General features: G+C 45.6%; 24 protein-coding genes and 1 tRNA gene. 11 read left to right on the top strand and 14 right to left on the bottom strand.

All coding sequences use genetic code 11. From position 1 onward, the window contains the following. Positions 1 to 237 precede the first annotated feature (237 nt). The 8 genes from ENI34_05990 to ENI34_05955 all read left to right on the top strand — a co-directional run bounded on the left by ENI34_05990 (position 238) and on the right by ENI34_05955 (position 6,626). The gene (locus ENI34_05990; GenBank protein ID HEC78676.1) at positions 238 to 666 is read left to right on the top strand and encodes a thioesterase; all 429 of its coding nucleotides are present in this window, start codon (positions 238 to 240) and stop codon (positions 664 to 666) included. Then, positions 666 to 1,475: a rhamnulose-1-phosphate aldolase gene (locus ENI34_05985; GenBank protein HEC78675.1), complete on the top strand. Its 810-nt coding sequence runs from the start codon at positions 666 to 668 to the stop codon at positions 1,473 to 1,475. Before ENI34_05990 ends, ENI34_05985 begins: the two co-directional genes overlap by 1 nt. Before the next feature lie 20 nt (positions 1,476 to 1,495). After that, positions 1,496 to 1,930: a tetratricopeptide repeat protein gene (locus ENI34_05980; protein ID HEC78674.1), complete on the top strand. Its 435-nt coding sequence runs from the start codon at positions 1,496 to 1,498 to the stop codon at positions 1,928 to 1,930. 114 nt (positions 1,931 to 2,044) lie between these two features. Then, positions 2,045 to 3,295, top strand: a complete 1,251-nt coding sequence (locus ENI34_05975) for a hypothetical protein (GenBank protein HEC78673.1) — start codon at positions 2,045 to 2,047, stop codon at positions 3,293 to 3,295. A gap of 44 nt (positions 3,296 to 3,339) precedes the next feature. Further along, the gene (locus ENI34_05970; GenBank protein HEC78672.1) at positions 3,340 to 4,860 is read left to right on the top strand and encodes a TrkH family potassium uptake protein; all 1,521 of its coding nucleotides are present in this window, start codon (positions 3,340 to 3,342) and stop codon (positions 4,858 to 4,860) included. Between the two features lie 22 nt (positions 4,861 to 4,882). Continuing rightward, complete coding sequence (locus tag ENI34_05965; GenBank protein HEC78671.1) at positions 4,883 to 5,563, top strand: TrkA family potassium uptake protein; 681 nt, start codon at positions 4,883 to 4,885, stop codon at positions 5,561 to 5,563. Between the two features lie 48 nt (positions 5,564 to 5,611). Next, positions 5,612 to 6,292: a hypothetical protein gene (locus ENI34_05960; protein ID HEC78670.1), complete on the top strand. Its 681-nt coding sequence runs from the start codon at positions 5,612 to 5,614 to the stop codon at positions 6,290 to 6,292. A gap of 91 nt (positions 6,293 to 6,383) precedes the next feature. Beyond that, positions 6,384 to 6,626, top strand: a complete 243-nt coding sequence (locus ENI34_05955) for a thioredoxin family protein (GenBank protein ID HEC78669.1) — start codon at positions 6,384 to 6,386, stop codon at positions 6,624 to 6,626. Positions 6,627 to 6,696: 70 nt separating this feature from the next. Here the strand turns inward: ENI34_05955 and ENI34_05950 are convergent, their stop codons facing one another. The 3 genes from ENI34_05950 to gcvH form a co-directional block, all read right to left on the bottom strand. After that, on the bottom strand, positions 6,697 to 9,198 hold the full coding sequence (locus ENI34_05950; GenBank protein HEC78668.1) for an FAD-binding protein: 2,502 nt from the start codon (positions 9,196 to 9,198) through the stop codon (positions 6,697 to 6,699). 96 nt (positions 9,199 to 9,294) lie between these two features. Further along, positions 9,295 to 10,542 carry a nickel-dependent lactate racemase gene (gene larA / locus ENI34_05945; protein ID HEC78667.1) on the bottom strand — a complete coding sequence of 416 codons (1,248 nt, stop codon included), beginning with the start codon at positions 10,540 to 10,542 and terminating at the stop codon, positions 9,295 to 9,297. Positions 10,543 to 10,569: 27 nt separating this feature from the next. Beyond that, the gene (gcvH, locus tag ENI34_05940) at positions 10,570 to 11,001 is read right to left on the bottom strand and encodes a glycine cleavage system protein GcvH (protein ID HEC78666.1); all 432 of its coding nucleotides are present in this window, start codon (positions 10,999 to 11,001) and stop codon (positions 10,570 to 10,572) included. Between the two features lie 248 nt (positions 11,002 to 11,249). On the opposite strand from gcvH, the gene ENI34_05935 reads away from it, so the two are divergent. The 3 genes from ENI34_05935 (at position 11,250) to ENI34_05925 (ending at position 14,001) form a co-directional block, all read left to right on the top strand. Beyond that, a complete protein-coding gene (locus ENI34_05935; protein HEC78665.1) occupies positions 11,250 to 12,536 on the top strand; it encodes a hypothetical protein in 1,287 nt (428 codons plus the stop codon). Further along, positions 12,521 to 13,429 carry a hypothetical protein gene (locus ENI34_05930; GenBank protein ID HEC78664.1) on the top strand — a complete coding sequence of 303 codons (909 nt, stop codon included), beginning with the start codon at positions 12,521 to 12,523 and terminating at the stop codon, positions 13,427 to 13,429. Before ENI34_05935 ends, ENI34_05930 begins: the two co-directional genes overlap by 16 nt. A gap of 68 nt (positions 13,430 to 13,497) precedes the next feature. After that, a complete protein-coding gene (locus ENI34_05925; protein HEC78663.1) occupies positions 13,498 to 14,001 on the top strand; it encodes a hypothetical protein in 504 nt (167 codons plus the stop codon). 80 nt (positions 14,002 to 14,081) lie between these two features. Here ENI34_05925 and rpoC read toward each other — a convergent pair whose 3' ends face one another. The 11 genes from rpoC to tuf form a co-directional block, all read right to left on the bottom strand. Next, the gene (rpoC, locus tag ENI34_05920) at positions 14,082 to 18,107 is read right to left on the bottom strand and encodes a DNA-directed RNA polymerase subunit beta' (GenBank protein ID HEC78662.1); all 4,026 of its coding nucleotides are present in this window, start codon (positions 18,105 to 18,107) and stop codon (positions 14,082 to 14,084) included. Then, the gene (rpoB, locus tag ENI34_05915; protein ID HEC78661.1) at positions 18,097 to 21,765 is read right to left on the bottom strand and encodes a DNA-directed RNA polymerase subunit beta; all 3,669 of its coding nucleotides are present in this window, start codon (positions 21,763 to 21,765) and stop codon (positions 18,097 to 18,099) included. Before rpoB ends, rpoC begins: the two co-directional genes overlap by 11 nt. 185 nt (positions 21,766 to 21,950) lie before the next feature. Next, positions 21,951 to 22,343: a 50S ribosomal protein L7/L12 gene (locus ENI34_05910; protein HEC78660.1), complete on the bottom strand. Its 393-nt coding sequence runs from the start codon at positions 22,341 to 22,343 to the stop codon at positions 21,951 to 21,953. Continuing rightward, a complete protein-coding gene (locus tag ENI34_05905; protein HEC78659.1) occupies positions 22,340 to 22,849 on the bottom strand; it encodes a 50S ribosomal protein L10 in 510 nt (169 codons plus the stop codon). Before ENI34_05905 ends, ENI34_05910 begins: the two co-directional genes overlap by 4 nt. Continuing rightward, on the bottom strand, positions 22,849 to 23,562 hold the full coding sequence (locus ENI34_05900; GenBank protein ID HEC78658.1) for a 50S ribosomal protein L1: 714 nt from the start codon (positions 23,560 to 23,562) through the stop codon (positions 22,849 to 22,851). Before ENI34_05900 ends, ENI34_05905 begins: the two co-directional genes overlap by 1 nt. Then, positions 23,559 to 23,984: a 50S ribosomal protein L11 gene (gene rplK / locus ENI34_05895; protein ID HEC78657.1), complete on the bottom strand. Its 426-nt coding sequence runs from the start codon at positions 23,982 to 23,984 to the stop codon at positions 23,559 to 23,561. Before rplK ends, ENI34_05900 begins: the two co-directional genes overlap by 4 nt. A gap of 8 nt (positions 23,985 to 23,992) precedes the next feature. Further along, positions 23,993 to 24,517 carry a transcription termination/antitermination factor NusG gene (nusG, locus tag ENI34_05890; protein HEC78656.1) on the bottom strand — a complete coding sequence of 175 codons (525 nt, stop codon included), beginning with the start codon at positions 24,515 to 24,517 and terminating at the stop codon, positions 23,993 to 23,995. 29 nt (positions 24,518 to 24,546) lie between these two features. Beyond that, positions 24,547 to 24,732, bottom strand: coding sequence for a preprotein translocase subunit SecE (secE, locus tag ENI34_05885; protein HEC78655.1), 186 nt, complete (start codon positions 24,730 to 24,732; stop codon positions 24,547 to 24,549). A 16-nt stretch (positions 24,733 to 24,748) separates the two neighbouring features. Next, positions 24,749 to 24,821 (bottom strand) — tRNA-Trp (locus ENI34_05880). Then, positions 24,820 to 24,966, bottom strand: a complete 147-nt coding sequence (gene rpmG / locus ENI34_05875) for a 50S ribosomal protein L33 (protein ID HEC78654.1) — start codon at positions 24,964 to 24,966, stop codon at positions 24,820 to 24,822. The genes ENI34_05880 and rpmG overlap by 2 nt, the downstream gene beginning before the upstream one ends. Before the next feature lie 2 nt (positions 24,967 to 24,968). Continuing rightward, positions 24,969 to 25,214 (bottom strand): elongation factor Tu (tuf, locus tag ENI34_05870; protein HEC78653.1); only part of this gene is annotated, 246 nt, incomplete at its 5' end.

Genomic DNA, 25,214 nt, shown 5'->3' with positions numbered 1-25,214 from the left:
ATTTCTTTATCCACTTTATTATATGACATAACTGTGAATTATATGCAAAACACAATGGTTTTCAAGAAGTAGATATGGGGTTTAATCTTCAATCTTCGATTTCCCGTCCACGGTAATATTTATAGAGAACGGGTAGATTTGACCACAATTTCTTTCATAGACCATTGACTTAGTTCTCTGATTATATAAAATTAATATTATGCAGTTTGAAAATCTGATTATTCTATAGGACGAGCTATGGCAAGAGTTAAATTGAACCTTCCGACAAAATTTCTCTTTTCCACGGAAATTACAGTACGCATCACTGATATCAATTATGGAGGACACCTGGGTAATGACGCACTTTTATCTTTAATTCATGAGGCACGGGTGAGATTTTTAAAAAACCACGGCTACACTGAAGCAGATATTGAAGGTGTGGGACTCATAATGACTGATGCCGCTTTAATTTATAAAAAAGAGGTTTTTTACGGCGCCAGGCTTGTATTCGAGATCGCTCTCAGTGATTGGTCCCGGGTCGGTTGTGATTTTGTTTTCCGCATAGCCGAAAAAGAAAGTGGTCAGGAAGTCGCCTATGCCAAGACCGGTGTTGTTTTCTTCGACTATGAACGGAAAAAAGTGGTTCCGGTCCCCCGGGGGTTCATTGCAAAGTTTCAGGAAGAGTGATGAGGAATTTTCGTCTGAATGCGGTAATCAAGAAAATTATTCAGGAATGCGGAGTAGTGGGGCAGTATTTATGGCAGCGCGGTTGGGCGGAAGCCAGTGCTGGTAATATATCGGTTAACGTTACCCGATTCTTAAATACCGCAGAGATCAAGCTGAATAATTTTCCGAAAAAAAAGATGAAGTTACCCGAGGGGTGCTGCGCTGATGAGTATTTTATAATAACAAAAACAGGGGCCCGGTTTCGTGATATCGCATCTGCACCTGCGGAAAATTTGATGCTCTTGCATATCAGCAGGGAACTTGATAGTTTTGAATTACTCTGGGGGAGTGATGCTCAACCGAGTTCAGAGAGTATCACCCATCTCAAAGTCCATAATTTCCTTAAACAGCACAGACCACACCAGATTGCGGTACTACACGCCCATCCTCGATATTTAATCGCCCTGACCAATATTTCTGAATACCGTACAAAAATACGGATAAATAAGTTGTTGGGTTCGATCCATCCCGAATTAAAGTTATTTTTACCAGCCGGCATCGGCTATGTGAATTATACGCCGCCGGGTACTGAAAAACTGGCTGATGATACGATTAAAGAGCTTGCAAACCATTCGTTGATTATCTGGGAAAGCCACGGGGTTGTTTCGGTCGGAAATGATATATCAGAGGCATTTGATCTTATTGAAGTAGCGGACAAGTCCGCGGAACTCTTTTTTATTACGAAGGGTGCTGGATATGAAATCGAGAGGCTCACCGAGAAACAGCTTGAAGAGCTTCAACAACAACAACATAAGAAAAAGGTTCAATAAAGGAGGTATTTGTGAGACAGATGGGTTTGGTCTTTTTATTATTATTAGCTACGCTCGCTTGTAGTCAAAAGAAGAGCGCTCAGGATTATTTTAATGAGGGCGCAAAGTGTTTTGAAAAGGGTGAATTCGATAGAGCAATTGAATTTTATAATAAAGGTATTGCCCAGGCACCAGGTTCTGCGGTCGGCTATAATTTATTAGGGATGGCGTATCGCTTTAAATTCAATCAAAGTGGTAAAAAAGAGTGGCGGGATAAAGAAATAGAAAGTTTCAAGAAATCGATTGAACTGGAACCTGATTTTGTGCCTGCCCTGGTGAATCTCGGTGCGACGTTCTATTATTCGGGAGATAAAAAAAAGGCAGCTTCCTATTTCAAACACGCACTTGAAGTAATGCCCAATCATCCTGAAGCTGAGCAATTAAAAAAGATGATCGTCGAGGGTTCAGAGGAATAGAGTTAAGAGTTAGGGGGAATATTCGGTGTTGGTTCATATATTCCCGGCGAATATGCCCTGCCTTATGGTTGTTTTCTATCGAAAAAGCAAAGTTGTGGTAAAAGAGGTGGCGATATGAAGTATTTCAATGTAAAGTTTTATTTTTTATTACTTGCCTTTTTTTTGAATTTTGCTAATGCTGACACCGCTTCTGATTCTTTGGTAATTGATGCGCCGAATGTCTATATCGATTGTGAAGACTGTGATATGGATTTCATTAAATCAGAGATAACTTTTGTCGACTATGTCATCGACCGGGCGGTTGCTGATATCCACATTCTTATTACAACTGAAGAGACATCAAGCGGCGGAACAAAATATACTATCCAATTTTTCGGACTCCGGGCTTATGCAGGGATGGATGATACATTATCTTTTGCCGTGGCTAAATTCGATTCCGAAGATACAATCAGAAGGATGCTGGCCAAGAAGATCAAGCTCGGTCTTATACGCTACATCGCACGGACACCGATAGCCGATGATATTGAAATATCCATTCAGGAAAAGACCGTACAGACCGAGACTGCTGATAGATGGCACAACTGGGTTTTTGATATCGGTTTGCGTACCTTTCTTATGGGCCAGCAGTACAGTGATTATATCTCAACGCGTGTCTCTTTCTCCGCCGACAGAATAACCGAGGACTGGAAAACAGAGACTTCGGTATATTATGATTATATCGAAAACAGTTTTGAGATGGATGAGTCGACAACAGTGACGAGCATCAAAAAAAATTATGGTTCATGGGGCCGTGTTGTTCAAAGTATCGATGATCACTGGTCCGGAGCCGGCGGAGTGTTATTTTCTTCATCTACCTATAATAATGAGAGATTCGTATTTAAGGTGACACCGGCGATCGAGTACAACATCTTTCCATACAGCCAGTCAACGAGCAGGGAACTGAGAATTTATTATAAGATAGGTTATGCTTATTATCTTTATGAAGAGGAAACAATCTATGATAAAATGGAGCAGAAGTTGTGGTTTGAAGCGCTTTCTGCAGAGCTCGATACAAAACAGCGGTGGGGGTCGGTCGGTTTTTCACTCACGGGTTCTCATTATTTTTATGATTATAAAAAGAATCGGATAACCCTGTTCAGTTCTTTGTCACTATCGGTTATAAAAGGCCTCTCTTTCAACCTCTTCGGTTATGCCGCCTGGATCCACGACCAGTTGTCCTTGCCGAAAAGGGATTTGACGCCTGAAGAAATACTTCTGAAGATGAAACAGCAAGCGACCCAATATGAATATCATTTTTCCGTCGGTTTCAGCTATTCATTCGGTTTTCTCTACAGTAATATAGTGAACCCCCGATTCGGAGATTGATCTTTTTACGATGGTTGAATCTGTCAAGAACAGAGGGAAGAATATTGCGTAATCGGTTCAGGACAGTCAATGTTGTATTTAATATCCTGGGTTCTCTCTTTTTGGTGCTCGGTGTATTTTTACTGACTCCCCTTATCGTCTTTTTCGCTACCCGTGAATACTCCAGGGGTATGGGGATTTTTTTCGCGTTTATCACTTCGGCGCTCACTTCGTTCCTGCTCGGTACTTTGCTGAAGTTTGTCTGCACTCCGGGAAATCCTGATCGACTGCAGGCGATACTGGTCTGCAGCCTGGCGTGGATCGGTTTTTCAGCGATCGGCGCCTTACCTTTTGTGCTCGGACTGAGAATAACGTATTTGAATGGATTTTTTGAGGCGATGAGCGGTTTCACCACTACCGGAATTACGATGTTTCAGGGATTGGATAATATGCCCGGAAGTATTCTCTTCTGGCGCAGCCTTACTCAATGGATCGGCGGGTTGGGGATTCTTACGTTCTTCCTGGCGGTGACATATCGGGGCGGCAGCGCACATATGCTTTTCGGTGCAGAGAGCCATAAGATAGGGATGGAGCGGCCGGTTCCGGGGTTGGCGAACACCTTGAAAATTTTATGGTCGATTTACGCCGGTTTCACCATCCTGACCTGCGTTTGTCTGGCAATTGCAGGTATGCCTTTTTTCGACAGCATCATCCATAGCTTCACCGCGATCGCCACCGGCGGGTTCTCAAATCACGATGCGAGTATTGCTTATTATCAACTTACAGGTTTTCGCCATTATGTCGTTATTGAATATATTCTTATTCTCGGTATGCTCTTCGGCGGCACTAATTTTCTCATCCATTACCGTATTGTCCAGCGTGACTGGAAAGCGCTCTTTGATAATACCGAGATAAGATACTGGTGGGGATTGATTCTTTTCTTTCTGATAATTATTTTTATTGAGAGAAGTGCGAAGCTCGCGCCATTCAGTTACATTTCATCGAATGGCGTAATATGTTGGAAAGGAGTTGAAGAAACTTTCCGTAAGGTTTTCTTTCAGGTGGTTGCGATTATTACAACCACCGGTTTCAGTACTGAAGATATCGGTGGTTCTTTTTTCGGACATCTGGCGCGCCAGCTTTTCCTGGTGATGATGGTGATCGGCGGTTGCGTGGGGTCGACCGGCGGCGGTTTCAAGGTCCTCAGGGTTGCGATCTTAACCAAGTTGATCAAACGGGAACTTTTCCGCATGCGGGCGCCGTCGTCTGCACTCTCTCCGGTCGTGGTCGACGGTGAAGTGATAAGCAAAAACGAACTTTATCGGGTCGCCGCATTATTTTTCACCTGGGTGGTTCTGCTGATTTTCGGAGGTGCTGTTACAGCACTCTTGTCGGATCTGAACGCCTTCCAGTCGTTTTCAGGCATGTTCAGTGCTCTCGGTAATATCGGACCTACGTATATACCGGCGGATACGATGATCCATCTTCATCCGTTGATAAAGACAGTCTTCATCTTCGGAATGCTCGCCGGTCGTCTGGAGATATTGCCGATTCTTTTGCTCTTCAGTACAAAGGTGTGGCGTTGAGGGTTGAAAAGGAGGTGATCAGATGTACATAATTGTCGCCGGAGCGGGTATTATCGGCAGGCAGATAACCAAGATGCTTGTTGAAAAAAAACATGATGTGGTGGTTATTGATAAAGAACCAGAGGTATGCAGGTCAATATATGCGGAGACCGGTGCTCTCACCATTCAGGGCAGTGCCACGGATATCCATATTCTGGAAAAAGCAGGGGCGTGTAAAGCCGATGTTATCATCTGCCTGATGCATCAGGCGGCGGATAATATCGCCTGTGCACTGCTTGCGAAGAGTCTGGGTATTCCGCGGATTATATCCCGTATGAGAAATCCGAGATATGAAGAATCTTATCGCTTGGCAGGAGTGAATGCGGTCGTGAGTATGGCTGATTTGCTTGTCGACCAGCTGCTTATGGAGATCGAACAACCCCGGGTGAAGCGGATTCTGAGGCTTGGTGGAGGCAAGGCGCAGATCTATGCCGTGAAGATACCTCAGAGAGCGAGGTGTGTGGGGCTTACAATCAAGGATATCACCCAGAAGAAGAAGTTTCCCAAAGAAGTGGTGTTTATCGGAATATATAAAGAAGAATCCGGAGATTTCCTCATTCCCCGTGGAAGCCATATTATTGAGGAAGAAGATACTGTTTTTCTTGTTTCCAAAAGTCAGTTCATCAAACAGGCGACTGATATCCTCATCAAGATCAAGAAATAAAGCGAGAAAAAAGATTGACGAACTGTTGTAAATCGGTTATACTCTTTAATGAATAAGATCAGTCGTACATTTATAGAGCGATTCAACCGGGCAGCAGAATTGGCGCGGGAAGGTAAGATTGAAGAGGCGTTAGAGGCATACGAAAACATTAAGGCACCGTTTGACGATCCTAAAGAAGAACGGATCATGACCGGAGAGTTCCTGGGGATGGTTGAGCTCAGAAAGGCATATTGTCTGATGGATCTTGAACGGTTTGAAGAGGCACGAGAGATATTCGCTTCAAATATTATCCAGGCGGCGCTCGGTCAATTTGATTTCACCACCTTATGTGACTATTTTTATTCCTACGGCAATACACTCGGTAAATTGGGGTTGCTGGAAAAGATGGATGAGGTGATGAAGAACGTATTGAAGATCGCCGTCAATGAGTTGAATGATCTGAAGAGATGTGAAGATACCTGGTACTGGATAATGTATTGGGCGAAGGAACACGAGGCCTGGGAGTATCTTGAAAAACAGTGTATCAGCGCCCATAAATTCGGAGTGAAGAGCGGCAGTCTCTTTCTTCAAATAAAAGCCGGTGAATTCGGATGTTATGCCTATCGGGGGCTCGGAAAGATTGAAGAAGCCCGGCGGGGCGCCCGGATTATAATCAAGAGATATAAGGATGCAAAGATAAACGGTTCAGTACTCAAAGAATGGGAAGATTTTCTGAAATCACTCGATTGAATTTCTCTGTGTTTTACTATAATAAAAGATTAAAAATATCGTTACGATCCTCGAGTTTCAGAAAGAATCAAATTCAACATAGGAGGTTTATATGGATATAAAGATATTAGGACCTGGTTGTCCCAGATGTCAGGAGGTGCATAAGAGAACCATCGATGTCCTGGCAGAGATGGACATTGCGGCCGATGTCCAGAAGGTCACTGATATGAAGAAAATAATGGAATACAAGATAATGGCGACACCAGGGTTGATAATCAACGGAAAGATAAAATGTTCGGGGAAGATTCCTTTGAAATCACAGATAAAAGAGTGGATTGAAGAGGAAAGAGGATAAACATTTTCTGATGTCGAAAAGAGATGGGGGCGGTTCAAACCGCCCCCCATCTCTTTCTTCATTCAATCTCTTAAGCCAGTGCTTTCCATACCAGCTGCTGCAAGCCCATAATTTTTATACGTGGATTACCTTTTTTCTCGACAAAGGCATTTGCAGCATTCATCAATACCTGCTCGCAGGTAGCACAGGCGGTAACGAGTGTATCACAACCGGTTTCGGCTGCCTCTTGTATCCGTTTTTCCGCCATGACATCAGACAGAGATTTATCCGATACGAGTATGCCACCGCCACCGCCGCAACAGCGTGAAACATTATCTTTGAATTTCATTTCGACGAGTTCGAATCCGAGCTGTTTGATGATTTCACGTGGTTCTTTGGTCACTTTTGCTCCGCGAGATAGATCACAGGGATCATGGTAAGTCACTTTACCGCTGTTCTTTTTGATCTGCGCCTGAGGTAGTTTTTCGGCGATCACCTGGACTGCATGTTTTGCGTCGATACCATAAGCTTCTTTCAAATATACGGTGCAGGTGGGACACAGTGTTATCGCGGTGTCATACGGAAAGAGTTCTTTGAACTTCTTCTTGTGTTCTTCAAAGTCCTTGACGAACCCGAGCGCTTCCATCGGATAACCGCAACAGATTTCTTTCACGACCTTGGGTTTTATCCCCAATTTCTGGAAGAGCCGGAGATACATCTTGGTCTTGTTCGGGCGTGCAAGGAACTGACAGCCGATAAATACCGGTGTTTCGCCTTCCTGAATCGGCGCCATCACTTCTTCGTCAGCAAATATATTTCCGGTCTTTTTGATGTTGTCTATGAACGCCTTGTGTGCATCGTAAGCCAATCCTCTTTCCACCAGTTCGGCACGTGCCGCTCTGACAACATCAGGGACCTTGACCTTGGACGGACAGCGTCGATTGCAGTCACGGCATAAGGTGCACTGATATATCGCCTTGACCACTGAGTCGTCGGGTTCCAGCTCGCCTTCCAGTATACCGTAGGACATAATCATCCTGCCGCGACTTGATGGTGGATCCCAGAGCAGACTGATGAATGTCGGACAGACATTTTTGCAGTATCCGCACATTGTGCAGGTCATCATCTCTTCTTCCCATTTGGCGAGCGGACCACTCAGTTTTCTGTCGGGATTAGTGGGGTAGCGGAGTTCGTGCAGGAAGTCATCAGTCCATTGGTCGACTTTGTGTGGGTTCATTATATTGTTCGGATCCATCGCCTTCTTTACGGTCTTCATTAAAGGAATCATCGTCTTTCTTTCTTTATAGAAATCAGGGGCTTTTGTAATACCGATGCCGTGTTCACCGCTGGTGGTGCCGCCCAGGGAATGAATTAATTCGTATATTTCTGTGACTGCTTTTTGCGCCTGCTTCCAGTGTTCAGGGTCTGAGGGGGTCATCAAAACCTTGGTATGAAGATTTCCGTCGCCTGCGTGTCCATAGGGCGGGATGATTATATCATATTTTTCAGAGATTTCCCATATCCCGGCGACCGCCTTGGGGATTTGCGAAGGCGGTACCGCCATATCATCGGCGAGCATCGTCGTCACATAATGCTCTTTCAGAATACTGAGTGAAGGAATCATCTGTTTCCGTGCCTTCCACAGTTGAACAATCCGCTGTTCATCTTCAGTAAATTCAACGGATGTGGCGCCCGCCTTTTCACAAATTTTGCTGACCTTTTCGATATCGCGTTTTACGACATCAGGCGGTCCGTCCAGTTCGATGAGAAGCATGCCGGCGACTTCAGGCAGCCCCATATTAGTGGCTTTGTTCACCGCGGCAATGCATGCCTGCGACATAATCTCCAATTGAGAGGGGATCAGCGGATTGGCGATGATGTCAGCCACTGCTTGACCGGTTTTTTCAAGGTCATCAAATGCAGCAACACATCCCGCACGTTTCTCCGGTTTCGGAATGATCCGGATATTGGCTTCTGTAATGATACCGAGGGTTCCTTCTGAACCGACCAGCAGTTTTTCGAACTGATAACCGCTTGAGTGCTTTACGGTATTCGCACCCGCCCGCACCACTTCACCGGTCGGAGTTACGAATTCCATTCCGATGACGTAATCCCGGGTTGCACCGTATTTCACCGCTTTCGCACCGGAGGCGTTGAGTGCTATCATACCTCCGATTGTTGCAACTTCACCCGACGCCGGACCGGGAATGAAAAATTTATGCGGAGCAAGGGCGGCGATGAAGCTGTTGTAGACGACACCTGGTTCGACGACGCAGTAAAGGTCCTGGATACGCATATCTTTGATTTTGTTCATTCTCTGCATGTCCACGACAATACCGCCGTCGATCGGTACCGCCATTCCGCACAGGCCGGAACCGGCGCCGCGCGGCACCACTGGTACCTTATGCTTATTGGCGAGTTGCACAACCTTCTGGACCTGCTCGGTGTTCTGCGGCTGGACCACTACATCCGGTTTTTTACGGTGAATACTGCTGTCAAACGCATAAACATACAGTTCGGCGTTATCTGTACGGCAGTACTCATCACCAACGATGTCTCTTAATTCCTTAAGAATGTCCTCTTTTAAAGGCATTTAACCTCCTATCGTTAGATTATCAAAATACCTCAAAATTTATTAATGACTGAATTCTTTTTAAAATTTTAAATTCGGCGTTCACCTCTTTCCATTCTATCCGATCATCGGAACAGTGATGCTGCCGTCCATCAGAAAGAGTACTTTGGCGTCTTTGCCTTTTTGCTTCAGCGCCTGATCAAGGGCGGTCTGCAGATCATGGAACGGTTTGATGAAGATCGCTTCCATATCTTTGTCCTCGAGGTCAGTAACACCCCACATCTCTGCCCAGGTACCGATCTCCGCCATCTTCGCCGCTTTGTGATAACCGAGTTTATACCCCTGGCTGATTGTTTCCAGAGCCTTTTTCGGTGAACCGCTCGATGAGAGCAGTTCAAAGAACGTCGGTTCTCCGATACCGGTGCGGCATTTGGAGACCATTATCAAAATCCCGTTTTCTTTTAATGCAAGCTTACCATTGTCCAGGGCTTTCTGGGATTGGTATAAGTCGATATCCATTGGATAGGGGGCGACACTCACAACGATATCCGCTTTTTCCGGGATTTTGACACAGAAGACCTCTTTTGCTTTGTCGATCGCCGCATAGAACGAATCGTGGATATGGCCGCTTGTTACACCATATAATCTTCGTTCACCGTCGAGTATGGTTTGGATGGAAAAGATTTCTTTATCAGCGATCGTCTTCAGGGCGTCGATCATATCTTCATGAACCGGATTTCCTTGAAGCACGAGGGCTTGCGCCGTCGGTTTGAGGGCGTGTTTATGATTCTGGGAAATGGTTTTACGGGATGCAATGCCCGGTAAAAAGGATTTCCTGCCGCCGGTATAACCGCCGAAATAGTGAGGCTCGACCGAGCCGATAATGACGATTTTATGAGCCTCCACACCAAGACGATTGACATACATCTCAGTACCGTTCTTCGAAGTGCCGATATGAACCATATCTTCTTCTTTTTTGCTGTCGTGGACATAGATCTGTTCCTTGAGAAGGTTATAGTATTTCCCGAAGATGAAGTCGAATTCTTCCTGAGTCGGCGCACGATGAACACCGGTGGCAATTATGAACTTGATATTCTTGTTCTTGATTTTATCATAGATGATATCGAGTACTTTTGCGGTCGGTGTCGGTCTTGTGCCGTCGTTGACGATGAAGAGGATATCCCTGGCGTCGCTCAGAAAATCAGAAAACGAGTTTGAGTTTATCGGAGTTTCGATCGCCTTGAGTAAAATTTCATCCTCTTTCTGTTTCTCCACTTTATTCGGTTCGACCACAGCCAGTACATTATCGTCGGGCAGACTGACATTCAGTTTTTCTTCTTTTCCATAAGGAACCTGTAGTTCCATCACAACCCCCTGTATTCGTCGGTTTCCTTATCCGCCGCCTTTCGCCTTTGAAACATGGTCTTCGATGAATTTCTTTAGGGCATCCGGACCATGAGCGAGATTTTTGAGTTCTTCTTCGAGATTTGACGGTTTTATCTTCATAATCCAGCCTGCTCCGTAAGGGTCTTTATTGATGAGCCGGCAGTCATTTTCAAGCTCATTGTTGACTTCGGTTATTTCACCTGAGATGGGAGAGACGAGTTTCCCGACCCATTTCGAAGACTGAATCTTTCCGCAGGTTTCACCCTGGCTGACAGTGTCGCCTTCAAAAGGCAGATCTATATACGTCGTGTCACCGGCCTGTTTCTGGTAAAAGTCGTCCATTCCCACGGTTACAGTACCGTCGGATTCGACCCGCGCCCAGGAATTTTCTTCATGATAATAAAGGTCTTCGGGCATATTATATCCTTGGATTTCCATAAAGCCTCCTTTTTCATCCCCCTGTTCTTTTCAAGGGGTAAAGATATTTACCTGATTCTATCTTATAATAATTATCTCTTAATTGGTAACTCCTGTTTCTGTAATTGAACAGTCCATTATGTCTCCGCCCCCTCCCATCATCTTGTCTCACACTTCCCATTATAGCAATTTTTCAGAAAAAGTCAACTATGATATTGAGTAAAGGGGTCGGTCTTGACATCAAGTGAAAAATCTTTATAATAAGCTAAATGTTTTTGCTGTTTTTACTTTTTTTGGACTATGCTCCGAAGACACTTACCGCCCCGCCGTTCAAACACAGTCTTGGATTCTATCGTGCCTCCAAGTATTATCTCCAGCTGTTTCTCGGCCCGGGGTATGATTATGCCGACCCAGAGGGGATCGCCGCCGTAAAATTGAAAGAACTGGATGACCCGAAGACCAAGAAGGACGATGATGAACTTACGGTTTTCGCGGTCAATTCCGGAAAAGGGCATATCATCTACAATATCGGGCTTCAGTCGGTGAAGGTTTTCGGAAACAACAAGATCTTTTCGTCTCCAAAGGGTATTTCAGTGACTGAAGACGGACTTATCGCGGTGGCGGATTTCGGGAACAAGAGGGTTGCAAAATTACAGTATCACAAAGGCAAGATAAAGCAGATCGGAGAGATAAAACTGGCGGGTCGACCTTATGATGTATGTTTTGATTCCAAAAATAATTTATATATTACTGATTTTGATAATTCCAAGGTTTATGTTTATTCCCCTGAAGATTCACTTATTCTGTCATTCGGCATAGAAGGCCGTTCTTCCGGAGAACTCTTTCGGCCTATGGGGATCGAAGTCATCGACGCCGCGGCTCCCCATAATCATTACCATGATGACTTCATTATTGTCACCGACAAAGACGGGATGCGGGTGTCGAAATTTTCGACCCATGGCCGTTTCATCTCTTCTCTTCAGAATTTCGACATCGGTTTGCCTGATGCGAGATTTCTCTACGTGGCGGTCGATTATTTCGGAAATATCTATGTCACCGATGAAATCAATGATCAAATTCATAAATTCGACCATGATTTGCGATATATCATATCAGTGGGGAGGAAGGGTACGGAAAAAGGTGAATTCATCGCACCGCGGGGGATTTCTATCTGGCGGAGGTACGGGCAGGTCTTTATCTCTGAAAAAGAAGGCGGTCAATATCTGTGGATCGCCGCGGATGGTTTTATTGTGGGTTGCTTTCCTGAAGAATTCTCTCCGGAGATGCCCGGTACCACCCTGGCTATTTATCTTACCCAGGATTCAAAGATTTATATTACTGTGTACAATCAACTGGGAGAAAAAGTGCGCGATCTCGTCAAGGGGCTGCATCGTTCTCCTGGTGAGTTTCTTATTGTATGGAACGGTCTGGATAATTCCGGTTCCGTGGTTCCACCAGGGGACTATGAATTCCATATCAAGTTGAAGTCACTGCATGGACATGGTCGGAGATTGTCAAAGGAGTTGAAAACAACAGTAAGATGCGTCGCATTATAATTTTTTATATCTGGTTGCCGGTGATGCTTTCGGCGACAAAATACGCCGGTGAGTTCCAAGAACTGGGTGTCGGCGGAAGACCGTGTGCTATGGGTGGAGCGGGAGTCGCCCAGTATGTCGATGCCTCTGTTATTTACTTCAATCCAGCGGGTTCTTTTTATACTGAAAAGAGTGTTATGGCGATGCATGCCGAGAACTTCGCCGGCGTGGTGAAGAACGAATTCGCTTCCGTCGTCATTCCCGGAGAGAATAGATCGGTCGGCATCGGTGTACAGTATCTGTCGGTGAGTGATATAATACTCACGACACTGAGTGACACGACCAGCCCGCCGGGCAGTGGAAATCCACCGGTTCCGTATGATACAGTGGGAACCAGGGATGTGGTTCTTTATTTCAACGGTGCAAAAGGAAACGCCGAATTGGCTTATGGAATGAACATCAAGATATTTTATCGGGATTTGTCCGTGATAAAAGGATTCGGCGGCGGAATAGATCTGGGGGTGGTATATAATCGGGAGTATTTCTCCGTTGGCGCCGCGATACGCGATTTTATTCTCGCTCCGATCATCTGGAACAATGAAAATAAGACAAAGGAAACGATCATGCCGAAGTTTTCGGTTGGTATTGCACCGGTCCTGCCGATGGACAAGATCAATTCGACTCTTAAATTCGAGTGCGACGTGGTAAAACCGTTTGATATCGACGGATTTAATATCAATATGGGAGTGGAATACGGATATAAAGACTTTCTGTTCGGCAGAGCAGGACATTATAACGGTAATTATACTTTCGGTGCGGGGATAAGATATAAAAAGTTTTCACTCGATTATGCGCTGGTCCTGCACTCAGAACTCAATAATTCGAATAAAGTTTCAGCGGGGGTTACATTTTAATTAAATCCGAACTCTTCAGGAAGTTACTCAATCTTTGGGCTATCTTCATCCCGATACTCTATTATTTGTTGCCTCAAGGAAGCGCCCGGCTGATACTCCTTACAGTATGTCTGATTGTCGTCGTCTTCGATTTTTTAAGACTGCATATCAATGGTTTTAAAGAGGGGTTCATCCTTTTCTTCGGTTCTTTTTTACGTCGGCACGAGCTGACGCGTTTGAGCGGCGCGACATATCTGCTGCTCGGTTGTTTGATGACCTCATTGCTTTACAGAAAGCCCATTGTGGTGGCGGCATGCGCCTATATAATCGTCGGAGATACCTTCGCCGCCATGCTGGGACAGAATATCAAAAGTCCCAAACTCTTTCGAAGGAAGACGTTGCTCGGCAGCCTGGGTTTTCTCCTCGGTTCTCTGGGAGTTGCGGTGGTCCTTTATAATTTACCCGATACTTTGCCTTTGATGGTTCTGGTCATCGGTGCAATTACTGCTACTGTATTTGAAGCCCTGCCGTTGCCCTGGGATGATAATTTTTCGGTACCGATCATAACCGGTTTTATAATGACCTTTCTGTAATTTTTGATTGTAGTGCTGAAGAAAAAAGGCGCTCTGACCAAAAAATTAGAGCGCCTTAATCTTTAAACCGCTGTCGTTTTTTAAACCGCTTCCGCCTCTGCTTCTTCGACCAGTTTTATATTCTGGAACTTCGCAAGACCCGTACCTGCAGGAATAATGCGGCCCACAATTACGTTTTCTTTAAGCCCTTCGAGTTTATCGAGTTTACCTTCGACCGCGGCGTCTGCCAGAACTTTTGTCGTTTCCTGGAAACTGGAAGCGGAGAAGAATGATTCCGTTGAAAGGGCGGCACGTGTAATGCCGAGGAGAATAGGACGGTATGTAGCGGGTTTCTTACCTTCGACGAGTGCCTGCTGATTGACTTCGATCACTCTTCGTTTGTCAATAATCTCTCCACCGACAAAAGGAGTATTGCCCGGTTCTTCAATCTTGACTTTCTGGAGCATCTGTCTTACAATCACTTCGATATGTTTGTCGTCTATCTTCACATCCTGGATCCGATAGACCTCTAATATTTCGTTCACCAGAAAACGCTGGGTTTCCATGGGACCCTTGATCCGCAGTATATCATGGGGGTCGATCGCTCCTTCACACAGCGGATCGCCGGCGCGTACGAACTCTCCGGAATGGACCTTCAGATATCTTGTGGTAGGTATTTTATAAGTGCGGGCGTCGCCCACCTCTGGAGTCACTGTTATCTTCCAGATACCCTTTTCTTCATCGACATCACAGATTCCATCGATCTCAGTCACGACGGCGGGGTTTTTCACGATTTTGGCTTCGAACAGTTCTTCAACGCGCGGCAGACCGCCGGTGATGTCCTTACTTTTACCGATCTCTTTTGGGATTCTCGCTATCAGTGTTCCCGGTTCTATCTTATCACCGTCTTTGACCAAGAGGTATGTTCCCGCCGGGATGGAGAATGTTTTCTGGATTTTTTTCTTGCTGTCGATGATATTGATTTTTGGATGGTGATGTCGGACACGGTCTTCCACAATGATGAACTGTTTTCCACCGGATCGTTCATCGACCCAGTTCTCCTGAAGTGTGATACCGGGAATGATATCGATAAATTTTACTGTTCCGCCGGCCGGTGAGACGATGGGGATTGAGTAGGGGTCCCATTCGAAGAGGATATCACCCTGTTGAACAGTGGATTTCTTTTTGGGATAGATGATCGCTCCGATCGGTATATTATAACTTATTTTCCTGTTTCCTTCCCCTTTGATTATCATTCGTCCTTTGTCATTCAGACTGACAAGATGGCCGTCGGGCTTTTCTACTGCATTCAGATTCTCAAATGTTACGACTCCTGAGATGTCCGCGTTCCTTGAGGTGCTTTCTGCGATTCTCAATGCGACACCACCGCCGTGGAATGTTCTGAGCGTAAGCTGTGTACCCGGTTCACCGATGGATTGTGCGGCGATGATTCCCACTGCTTCGCCGATTTCCACCATTTTCCCGGTCGCGAGGTTTCTGCCGTAGCACTTCGCGCAGAGTCCAACCGGTGCTTCACAGGTCAGGATTGATCTCACCTTTACTTTCTCGATCCCGCTCTTTTCAATCTGCAGCGCCTGTTCGTTCAATATCTCTTCACCTGCTTTGACGATAATCTCGTCAGTCACCGGGTCGATGACGTCGACTAATGCCACCCTGCCGGCGATTCTTTCGTGAAGCGGTTCCACTATCTTTTCGCCTTCTTTCAGAGCGCTTATTTCCTGCCCCATTATTGTACCGCAGTCTTCCATGGTGATCGTCACATTCTGGGCGACGTCGACAAGACGCCTTGTCAGATATCCTGCATCGGCTGTTTTGAGTGCGGTATCAGCCAGTCCTTTTCGTGCACCATGGGTGGAGATAAAATATTCAAGAACCGACAACCCTTCTTTGCATGAGGATTTTATCGGGGTTTCGATTATTTGAACAGAGGTGACTTTACGCTGCGGCTTTGACATCAGTCCTCTCAGTCCACAAATCTGACACGCCTGGTTTCTTGAGCCGCGCGCCCCTGAATTCACCATCATAAACAATGGATTGAAGCCGTCATGGTCTTTTTCCAGTTCTTCGATCAGTTTTTCTTCGATTTCAATCGCAACACGTGTCCAGGTGTCGATTACTTTATTATATCGTTCGGTTTCTGATATCAGACCGCTTTTATGGGCTTTGTTTATCTCCATGACCTCTTTGGCACCTTTTGCCCAGATTTTGTCCTTTATTCGAGGACTGACCATGTCGTCGATACCGATAGTCAATCCCGAGCGTGTCGCATATTCAAAACCGATCTCTTTCAGGGCGTCAAGGAGTTCCACTGTTTTTTCAGTGCCGAATTTGTTCAAACATTCGTCGATTATGCCGGTCAGAGATCTTTTATTCACCATTGTATTCTTGAACCTCATTTCTTCAGGTAGTGATTCGTTGAAGATCGCCCGCCCCGGTGTTGTTTCGATTATCTTATCCTTGAATTTGTATTTTATCGCCTCATGGAGTGTGATCAAGCCGTCGTTCAGCGCAATATGAATTTCGTCGACGCTCGAGAACATCTTCATCTTCTTGGGTTTTGCCTTTTGTTCTTTGGTTAGATAATAAAGTCCGATGACCACATCCTGAGTGGGCGCCATCAAGGCACGGCCGTGCGCCGGAGAGCGTATGTTGTGGATGGAGAGCATCAAGAGATAGGATTCGAGAATAGCCTCGGGTGATAAGGGGACATGAATACTCATCGTGTCACCGTCGAAGTCCGCATTGTAAGGATGGCATACCATGGGATGGATCGTGATCGCCCGACCTTCTCTCAGTACTGGGAGGAATGCCTGGATTGAGACCCGATGCAGAGTCGGAGCACGGTTTAATAATACCGGTCGGTCTTTGATTATTTCATCCAGGATTTCATAGACTTCGGTTGAACGGGCTCTTACCAGTCTTCGGGCGCCCCTTTCCGAATCCACGACCCCTCGTTCCTCCAATTTTCGAACGATCATGGGTTTGAATAATTCAAGGGCCATTTCCTTCGGAATGCCGCATTCATATAATTTGAGCGATGGATCAACCGTGATTACGGAACGGCCTGAATAGTCAACCCTTTTACCGAGAAGGTTCCTTCTGAATCTGCCCTGTTTACCCTTTAAGGAGTCTGCAAGGGATTTGAGCGGTCTGTTGCCGCGTCCTTTTATCGGCCTGGTCCTTCTTGAATTGTCAAGCAGCGCGTCGATCGAGTCCTGGAGCATCCTTTTTTCATTACGTACGATGACTTCAGGGGTTTTGATGCCCGAGGTAATGGATTTCACCCGATTGTTGCGCGTGATCACCCGTTTGTACAGATCGTTGAGGTCTGAGGTCGCATACCTACCGCCTTCCAAAGCCACGAGTGGTCTGAGGTCGGGAGGTATGACAGGGAGTCTGGTCAGCACCATCCATTCAGGTCTGTTGCCGGATAATCTGAACGCCTCCACCAGTTTTAATTTTTTCAACAGTTGATGGCGCCGTGCTTTGAGGGTTTCTTTTTCCAACCGTATCCTGAGATCTGAGGAGAAATTTTCGAGATCTATTTCTTTCAAAAGATCATAGATCGGCTGTCCACCCATATCGGCTTTAAAACCCTCATACTTTTCTTTTGCATCCTGATATTCTTCTTCCAGAAGCACTTCACCTTTACGATAAGGTGAATCTCCGGAATCCAGTACTATATATGCTTCATAGTTCAGGATTGCCTCAAGCTGATTGATCGATAGATCCAGAAGTAACCCTATCTTACTCGGTGGAATCTTGTAGTAAAAGAGATGTGCAACCGGTACGGCCAGATCTATATGTCCCATCCTTTCTCTTCTTACTGAGGCAGGTGCGACTTCGACGCCGCAGCGGTCGCATATGGTGCCGCGGTATTTCGCCTTTTTGTATTTACCGCAGGAACACTCAAAATCTTTTACAGGACCGAAAATCCTTTCACAAAACAACCCGTCTTTTTCAGGCCGTTGTGTCCGGTAATTTATTGTATCGGCTCTGGTTACTTCACCCCGTGACCATGATAGTATGGTCTCGGGTGAGGCAAGACTTAACCTGATACCATCATACTCCATAAGGTCCAGAGTTCCGTATGATTTATGCCTCATCAGAAGCCTCCTTTTTCTGAAGGGTTACATTAAAACAAAGTCCTTGTAATTCTTTAAGGAGAACATTAAAAGATGCGGGCGCCCGTGGTTTCGGGGGATTCTTACCACGGATTAATGCTTCGTACATAGCCGCCCTTCCTTCGACATCGTCGGATTTGACCGTAAGCATTTCCTGGAGGGTGTAGGCGGCACCGTAAGCCTCCAGCGCCCATACCTCCATTTCACCGAGACGCTGTCCTCCGAATTGTGCTTTGCCTCCGAGGGGTTGTTGAGTAATCAGAGAATACGGTCCGGTCGAACGGGCGTGTATCTTTTCATCAACCATGTGGATTAATTTCAGCATATACATATTACCCACGGTGATTTTGCTTTCAAACGGCAGGCCGGTTCTTCCGTCCCGTAGTTCAATCTGACCGTTTTCCGGCAGCCCTGCTTCCTTTAATTTTTCTTTGATCTCGCCGACGGTCGCGCCGTCGAATATCGGAGTGATGGCGTAGAATTTCAATTTGTCCGCTGCCCATCCAAGATGGGTTTCCAGAATCTGTCCTACATTCATTCGCGACGGTACACCCAGCGGGTTGAGAACGATATCGACGGGCGTTCCGTCAGGTAGAAAAGGCATATTCTCTTCAGGCATTATCTTTGCAACGACACCTTTGTTACCGTGCCTTCCCGCCATCTTATCTCCGACGGAGATTCTACGTTTTTGGGCGATGAAGACCTTCACGATTTTCAATACGCCGTGAGGTAGTTCATCACCCCTTAATAACTTGTCTTCTTCATTCTTTTTGTCGGCGTTGATCTGCAATAATCTTTCTTCGGCCTCGGCGATTATCTTTTTGGCTTCGTCGTTTATTTTGTTGTAACGCGTGAATTTTTCATCTGCCGTGATGCTCGTCGCATTCAGATCAGCAAAAAACTCTTCATCAAAAGAAGACCCTTTCCTCAGGATGATCTTGCCTTTTTCATTCCTGATGGAAGAAGCCGCGGTGTATCCATTAAGGAGATTTTTCAGCAGATTATTGCGTACCGAGATTGTTTCTTTGCGGAGGGCGGAGAATTCTTCGTTGATCTTACGTTTTCTCTCTTCCTCTACCATTTTCGCTAAAGGGTCGGTTGTCCTTCGGGTGAGTATTTTACGGTCGATCACCACACCTTCGACCCCAGGTTCAACCCTTAAAGAAGTATCTCTGACATTGGTCGCTTTTTCGGCAAAGACCGCACGCATCAGACGTTCTTCAGGTGTTAATTCGGTCTCTCCTTTCGGAGTAATTTTGCCGACGAGGATATCGTCCGGTCCGACATGCGCACCTACGCGTACCACCCCGTATTCATCGAGGTCTTTCAACAGAAAGTCGCTGATCCCGGGGATGTCCCTCGTAACTTCTTCGGGCCCGAGTTTGGTTTCCCGTACCTCGCAGTCAAACTCCAGGATGTGTATGGAGGTGAAGGTATCTTCTTTTAACAATCTTTCACTAACCACGATGGCATCTTCAAAATTGAATCCCAAAAACGGCATAAATGCGACAAGAACGTTCTTACCGAGGGCGAGGACGCCTTCTTTTGAGGCATAACCGTCTGTAAGCACCTGTCCTTTTTTGACTTTCTGCCCGATATGAACGAGGGGTCTCTGATGGATACATGTATTCTGATTCGAACGCAGAAATTTGGCGAGGTGATAGCGTTTTTTAATATTCTGTGATGTCTGGATGACGATCTTTCTGGAATCGACGTAGGTGACCACGCCGTCTTCTTCAGCCAGGATGATCGTCCCTGAATTCTTTGCAATCTTTTCTTCCATTCCCGTTCCCACGAGCGGCAGGTCGGGATTGATCAGAGGAACCGCCTGGCGCTGCATGTTTGAGCCCATCAGGGCACGGTCGGCGTCATTATGTTCCAGAAAAGGAATGAGTGAAGCCGTGGGACTGAAGACCTGCTCGGGTGAGACGTCCATCAAATCGACCTCTTCAGGCGGTAAAATCGGAAAGTCGTCTTTACGTCGGCATAATACTTGATTGGTCAAAATCTTTCCGTTTTTATCCACCGGTGTGTTCGCCTGGGCGATCGTATATTTATCCTCTTCGTCGGCACGCAGATAGATGAATTCGTTTTTAACCTTACCGTTCTTCACCACCCAGTAGGGAGCGAGGATAAAGCCGTGTTTATCGATCTTTGCAAAACTCGCCAGACTTGATATAAGACCGATGTTCGGTCCTTCGGGTGTTTCGATGGGGCAGATTCTTGAATAATGCGAATAGTGTACATCTCGGACTTCAAACCCCGCTGTCTGGCGTTTCAGACCGCCGGCTCCGAGCGATGAAATACGGCGTTTATGAGTCATCTCCGAGATCGGATTTGTCTGTTCCATAAACTGCGACAGCTGCGAGGTGGTGAAGAATTTGTTGATGATATTGGATACAAGGCGGGGGTTGATTAAATCCTGGGGTGAGAGTGCTGATTCGTCCATCAACGAAGCCCTTTCTTTTATATTCTGAATTAACTGGGTGATGGCCAATCTGAACTGTCCGCCGAGCAGCTCGCCGACGCGGCGAACCCGTCGGTTTCCGAGATGGTCTATGTCGTCGGCGTTGAATTCACCCGCAGCGAATTTGAATAATTTACGGAATACTTCAAAGAGGTCTTCAATAGTCAGATATGTTTTGTTGCTTCTTTCCTTGATTCCCAGACGCATATTGAATTTGAAACGTCCTACTTCTCCGAGATTGAAGTGGTTGGGGTCAAAGATGATGTTTCTTATGTAGGCGACGGCGATGTCGAGGGTGGGGGGTGCCATGGAGCGAAGCAGGTTGTAAATTTTTTTGGCGGCTTCTTCTTTTGAAGTCGTGCGGTCCTTTTTCAAGGTATTCGTCAATATGGTTACGCCGGGCTCGTGCGAATCGATGATCTTCACTTTTTTGATGCCTTTGTGTTTCAGAAGGTCGATGGTCGGATCGTCCAGTAACTCTCCGGCAGGGAGCAGGACGTTCTCTTCGCTTTTGATGGTTTCCGCACAAAAATAATTGGAGGCCTGTCTGATATCGACCTCTTTAACCGGGAAGAATAACTTTATTATCTCTTCATTCGTTTCATACCCGAGACTTCGGATGAACATCGTACCGAGCAGTTTTCTTCTTCGGTCGAGAATCGTGTAGAAAGTGTTCAGACGGTCGATTACGAATTCAATCCATTGACCGCGATAGGGGATTATCATCGCCGTTGATGTTGTTTCGGTTTCGCTGAAGTATACGCCGGGGGAACGGTGGATCTGATTTACGACCACTCTTTCCACACCGTTTATTATGAATGTACCGCGGTGTGTCATTAACGGCAGATCACACAGGTATATTTCCTGTTCAGTGATGTTACGCAGACTGCCGTCTTCTTCTTTGCTCACCAATCTGAAACTGACTTTCAAAGGAACGCCGTATGTCGCACCTTTTTCGATTGCCTCATTTACCGAGTATTTCGCCGGTCCAAAGCGGTGGGAATTATACACCAATTGATAGCGGTTATGGATATCCGAAACCGGGAAGAGTTCATTGAAGATCTTTTTGATCGATTTATTGATGAACTGCTTGTAGGATTCCAGCTGTACCTCGAGCAGATGAGGCATCTTGAAGGTTGATTTATTTTTTGAGAAATCAATAATATTTCTCATAATATCTTTTCATCCCCCTCTAATAATATTTTATCCTTACAACTATTGATATAATCATAGTTGTAATATTATAATACACATCAATCAAAGACTAATGTCTTTCTAAGTTGCGCCGTATAATCTTCTGTTTCACTGAATTGAGTTCAGGACGTTTTTATCGATGCTTGATTTAGAGCTATTCGGAATCATTTGAGCTCAATGGTGGCGCCGACTTCTTCGAGTTTACTCTTCATGTTCTGAGCTTCTTCCTTGGATACTCCTTCTTTTATATCTTTGGGGAGATTATCAATCATATCTTTTGCTTCCTTCAAGCCGAGGCCAGTAAGCTCACGGAGTACTTTCAGAACCTGAATCTTTTTATCACCGCAGGAGGTCATGGTTACGGTGAATTCTGATTTTTCTTCAGCTTTCGCCGGACCAGCGTCTGCGGCGCCTTGAGCCACGACCTGTACAGGTGCTGCAGCGCTCACACCGAATTTATCCTGCAGCGCCTTTACTAATTCCGAGAGCTCGAGTACGCTCAAATTACCGATTTCTTCGACAATAGCATCAACACCTTTTTTGGTTTTTGCCGTCATTTTTCCTCCTTATTTTTAATCGCTTCAATGGTGCTAATTAAATTTCTCAATAGACTTTCCAGAACATTGGCGAAATTTCCGAGTAGATTCAAGGAGCCGACCAGTTGACCGTATAGTGACTCCTTCGGTGGTATTCTGGAAAATCTGATTACGTCTTCGGTTACATAAAACTTTCCTTCGATAAGGCTTCCTTTTATTTTTAAATTCTCGTAGTTGGTTATAATCTTTGCCAGGGGTATGGGATCGTCAAAGGCGATTGCAATACCCGTAGGTCCGGTGAACATCTTGCTTATCACTTCTTCCTCATATCCGAGGTCTTTCATCGCGAGAAGCCCTAATGTATTTTTGAGGACGAGATAATTACCGTTGTTTTTCTTCAATTCCCTGCGCAGTTTTTCCATATTCTGGACGGATATACCGGTGAAATCAGTGAAATAGAACGCTTTCCCTGTCTTCAGTTTTTCTTTGGTTTTCTTAAGATACTCGATATTATATTGTGAGGGCATTATAGACCTCCTTTTCGAACTTGTTCGAGAACACCTTTTTCATCAAGTTTTATTCCCGGACCGATCGTCGATGAGAGGGTCATTGATTTAAGAAACTGGCCTTTGACCCCGGAAGGTTTGACAGCCAGCAAGTCCTCGAGAAATGTGAGTACGTTTTCTTCGAGTTTAGTCGTATCAAATGATATTCTTCCGACGGATATATGGATGCACCCTGTTTTGTCGGTCTTGAATTCGACCTTTCCTTTTTTCAATGCCTTTACCTGAGCACTGACGTCGAACGTCACGGTCCCCACCTTGGGCGAGGGCATCAGGCCTTTTGGACCGAGAATCTTACCCAGTTTACCGACATCAGACATAACGTCCGGTGTTGCAATGATGACATCCACATCGGCCCAACCCTTTTTTATCTTTTCGATATATTCGTCGAATCCGACATAATCGGCTCCTGCTTCTTTCGCTTCATTCTCTTTTTCGCCTTTCGTAAGTACCAGAATTTTTTTCTTCTTACCGGTTCCGTGCGGCAGGTTTGATATTCCCCGCACCAGTTGGTCGGTTTTCTTCGGATCGATATTGAGTTTGATCGAAATGTCCACGGATTCGTCGTATTTGGCGGATGCCAGTTCTTTCACTTTTTCCAGTGCCTCTTTCAAAGAGTATTTTTTTGCTTCAACCTTGGATTTTAATTCTTTATAGCGTTTTGATCGTTTCATCAATCCTCCACAGTGATTCCCATACTTCTTGCGGTACCTTCGATTATTTTCATCGCCTGTTCTATCGTGTCACTGTTCAGATCTTTAAATTTCCTTTCAGCAATCTCTTTTATCTGGGCCTTTGTCACCTTACCGACCTTTTCTCGATTCGGAACCGCAGAGCCTTTGGCTATACCCGCTGCCTGTTTGAGAAGAATCGATGCCGGTGGACTTTTCAATATATATGAGAATGTCCGATCATTATATATCGTAATTACCGCCGGGATGACAAGGCCGGCGAGATTCTTTGTCTCTGCATTGAATGCCTTGCAGAATTCCATTATGTTGAGACCGTGCTGTCCCAATGCAGGGCCTACCGGCGGTGCCGGTGTTGCACTTCCGGCGGGAATCTGTAATTTTACTGTAGCTATTACTTTCTTTGCCATAGATAACCTCACATACTCTTCAATTGATGAAATCCCAACTCGATGGGCGTGGTTCTGCCGAAAATCACCACCAGGACTTTGACCTTTTCGCGTTCAGGGTAGACGTCTTCCACAGTGCCGATGAAGTCGGTAAACGGTCCGTCCGTCACAGTCACCCGTTCGCCCTTTGCAAAAGGAATTTTCGTTATCACCTTCTCTTTTGACTCTTTCACCTGCTCAAGCAGCGCTTTGATTTCACTGTCATTCAAAGGAATCGGCTTTGTCTTTGAACCGAGAAAATGGGTTACTCCTGAGATGTTGTTCACAAGCCTCAAATTTTCATCGGTTCCCGCCATCTCAATCACGATATATCCGGGGTAGAGTCTTTTCTCTTCTATTACTTTCTTTCCTTTCTTTATCTTCACGAGGTTCTCCACGGGGATTATAATTCTGCCGAATGAATTTTCTAATTTCTTTTCCGCGATTATCTTTTCAAGTATCTTCTTGACCTTCTGCTCGTGACCGGTCAGGGTATGAACCACAAACCACTGCATCTCTTTTTTCTTCTCGTTATCAGCCATAATCAGCTCAAGAACAACCTCAATACATTTGAAAATATCGTATCCAGTACAAATATGATCAGGGCGACGATTGCTGAAATGATTATCACGACTATCGTTGAATTCGTCAGCTCTTTACGCGTCGGCCAGGTGACCTTCCGCATCTCCATGTAAACTTTTTTGAGATAATCAATAACTTTATTTATCACTTTCTTTCTCTCTAAACAGGCCTGGAGGGATTTGAACCCCCAACCCCCCGGTTTGGAGCCGGGTGCTCTCCCGTTAGAGCTACAGGCCTATTTTACCTCCTTATGTAAAGTATGCTTACGGCATGTGCGACAATATTTCTTGATCTCAAGGCGTTTCTGTTTCTTTTTATTCTTGGTGGTCGTGTAGTTTCTGTTTTTGCACGCCGTGCATGCTAAAGTGATGATCACTCTCATTTTTATTCTATTATCTTTGTGACGACGCCGGCGCCGACGGTCTTGCCGCCTTCACGAATCGCAAACCGCAGACCCTGCTCAATCGCAACCGGCGTAATCAACTCAACCTCTAAATTCGCATTGTCCCCAGGCATCACCATCTCAACACCTTCAGGCAACTTCACCACACCCGTCACATCAGTCGTCCGCACATAAAACTGCGGCCGATAACCATTGAAAAACGGCGTATGACGACCACCCTCCTCCTT

Source organism: candidate division WOR-3 bacterium, from assembly GCA_011052815.1.
Classification (GTDB): domain Bacteria; phylum Hydrothermota; class Tepidihabitantia; order SM23-42; family SM23-42; genus DRIG01.
This window is presented reverse-complemented; position numbering and strand designations above follow the sequence as displayed.

Excerpts from the sequence above, each read along its gene's own strand:
- ENI34_05990 (HEC78676.1), top strand. The coding sequence starts at position 238 with ATGGCAAGAGTTAAATTGAACCTTCCGACAAAATTTCTCTTTTCCACG.
- ENI34_05985 (HEC78675.1), top strand. The coding sequence starts at position 666 with ATGAGGAATTTTCGTCTGAATGCGGTAATCAAGAAAATTATTCAGGAA.
- ENI34_05980 (HEC78674.1), top strand. The coding sequence starts at position 1,496 with ATGGGTTTGGTCTTTTTATTATTATTAGCTACGCTCGCTTGTAGTCAA.
- ENI34_05975 (HEC78673.1), top strand. The coding sequence starts at position 2,045 with ATGAAGTATTTCAATGTAAAGTTTTATTTTTTATTACTTGCCTTTTTT.
- ENI34_05965 (HEC78671.1), top strand. The coding sequence starts at position 4,883 with ATGTACATAATTGTCGCCGGAGCGGGTATTATCGGCAGGCAGATAACC.
- ENI34_05960 (HEC78670.1), top strand. The coding sequence starts at position 5,612 with ATGAATAAGATCAGTCGTACATTTATAGAGCGATTCAACCGGGCAGCA.
- ENI34_05955 (HEC78669.1), top strand. The coding sequence starts at position 6,384 with ATGGATATAAAGATATTAGGACCTGGTTGTCCCAGATGTCAGGAGGTG.
- ENI34_05950 (HEC78668.1), bottom strand. The coding sequence starts at position 9,198 with ATGCCTTTAAAAGAGGACATTCTTAAGGAATTAAGAGACATCGTTGGT.
- larA (HEC78667.1), bottom strand. The coding sequence starts at position 10,542 with ATGGAACTACAGGTTCCTTATGGAAAAGAAGAAAAACTGAATGTCAGT.
- gcvH (HEC78666.1), bottom strand. The coding sequence starts at position 11,001 with ATGGAAATCCAAGGATATAATATGCCCGAAGACCTTTATTATCATGAA.
- ENI34_05935 (HEC78665.1), top strand. The coding sequence starts at position 11,250 with ATGTTTTTGCTGTTTTTACTTTTTTTGGACTATGCTCCGAAGACACTT.
- ENI34_05930 (HEC78664.1), top strand. The coding sequence starts at position 12,521 with ATGCGTCGCATTATAATTTTTTATATCTGGTTGCCGGTGATGCTTTCG.
- rpoC (HEC78662.1), bottom strand. The coding sequence starts at position 18,107 with ATGAGGCATAAATCATACGGAACTCTGGACCTTATGGAGTATGATGGT.
- rpoB (HEC78661.1), bottom strand. The coding sequence starts at position 21,765 with ATGAGAAATATTATTGATTTCTCAAAAAATAAATCAACCTTCAAGATG.
- ENI34_05910 (HEC78660.1), bottom strand. The coding sequence starts at position 22,343 with ATGACGGCAAAAACCAAAAAAGGTGTTGATGCTATTGTCGAAGAAATC.
- ENI34_05905 (HEC78659.1), bottom strand. The coding sequence starts at position 22,849 with ATGCCCTCACAATATAATATCGAGTATCTTAAGAAAACCAAAGAAAAA.
- rplK (HEC78657.1), bottom strand. The coding sequence starts at position 23,984 with ATGGCAAAGAAAGTAATAGCTACAGTAAAATTACAGATTCCCGCCGGA.
- nusG (HEC78656.1), bottom strand. The coding sequence starts at position 24,517 with ATGCAGTGGTTTGTGGTTCATACCCTGACCGGTCACGAGCAGAAGGTC.
- rpmG (HEC78654.1), bottom strand. The coding sequence starts at position 24,966 with ATGAGAGTGATCATCACTTTAGCATGCACGGCGTGCAAAAACAGAAAC.